The sequence below is a fragment of the Streptomyces pathocidini genome, from assembly GCF_001418495.1.
GTDB lineage: Bacteria > Actinomycetota > Actinomycetes > Streptomycetales > Streptomycetaceae > Streptomyces > Streptomyces pathocidini.
Map to the genome: position 1 here is coordinate 1 of NZ_LIQY01000735.1, position 1,264 is coordinate 1,264.

General features: G+C 72.9%; 1 protein-coding gene. It reads left to right on the forward strand.

What is annotated here, in order from left to right:
* Nucleotides 1–1,236: Bcr/CflA family multidrug efflux MFS transporter (locus AOK16_RS24910; RefSeq protein ID WP_055474332.1), on the forward strand; the 1,236-nt coding region annotated here is incomplete at its 5' end.
* Nucleotides 1,237–1,264 lie beyond the last annotated feature (28 nt).

Here is a 1,264-nt window from a genome sequence, read left to right on the forward strand (position 1 = left end):
CCCCGACACCGCGCCGCCGCCCCCCGCCCGGAGCGCCCGGCGACCCGTACGCGCCTCCTCGTCACCCTCATCCTCGGCGGGCTCACCGCACTCGCCCCGCTGTCGATGGACATGTACCTCCCGGCCCTCCCCGAGGTCACCGGCTCCCTGCACAGCCCCGCCGCGACCGTCCAGCTGACCCTCACCGGCTGCCTCGCGGGCATGGCCCTCGGCCAGCTGATCGTCGGCCCGATGAGCGACCGGTGGGGCCGCAAGCGGCCGCTGCTCGCCGGCATGGCGATCTACGTGCTGGCGACCGCGGCGTGCGCCTTCGCGCCCACCGTCGAACTCCTCATCGCCTTCCGGCTCGTGCAGGGCCTGGCCGGGGCGTCGGGGATCGTGATCGCCCGCGCCGTCGTCCGCGACCTGTACGAGGGCGTGGCGATGGCCCGGTTCTTCTCCACCCTGATGCTGGTCTCCGGCGTCGCCCCGATCGTCGCCCCGCTCATCGGCGGGCAGGTGCTGCGCGTCACCGACTGGCGCGGAGTCTTCTACGTGCTGACGGGCATCGGCGTGGTGCTGACCCTGATCGTCGCCCGTTGGCTGCGCGAGACGCTGCCGCCTGAGAAGCGGCACGGCGGCGGGCTCGGTGCGGCGCTGCGCACGATGCGGGGGCTGCTGGGCGAGCGGGTCTTCGCCGGGTACATGCTCACCGGCGGGCTGGCGTTCGCCGCGCTCTTCGCGTACATCTCGGCCTCGCCGTTCGTCGTCCAGGAGATCTACGGCGCCTCGCCGCAGACGTACAGCCTGCTGTTCGGCCTCAACTCGATCGGGCTGATCGTCGCCGGGCAGGTCAACGGCAGGATCCTCATGGGGCGGGTCAGTCTGGACAAGGTGCTGGGCTTCGGTCTGGTGGTGATCGTGCTGGCGGCGATCGCGCTGCTGCTGATGTCCGCCGGGGTGTTCGGGGAGGTCGGCCTCGTGCCGATCGCCACGGGCCTGTTCTTCCTCATGTCCGCGATGGGGCTCGCGCTGCCGAACACCAACGCGCTCGCGCTGATGCGGACCCCGCACGCCGCGGGTTCGGCCTCCGCACTGATCGGCACGTCCTCGTTCCTCGTCGGCGCGATCGCCTCACCGCTGGTGGGCGTCGCGGGCGAGGACACGGCGGTGCCGATGGCGCTGGTCCAGGTCTGCTGCGGGGCCGCGGCGCTGGCCTGCTTCCTGGGGCTGTGCCGTCCTTGGCGGGCGGTCTGAGTCTGTGGTGCGGGGGGCCGGGGCCTCC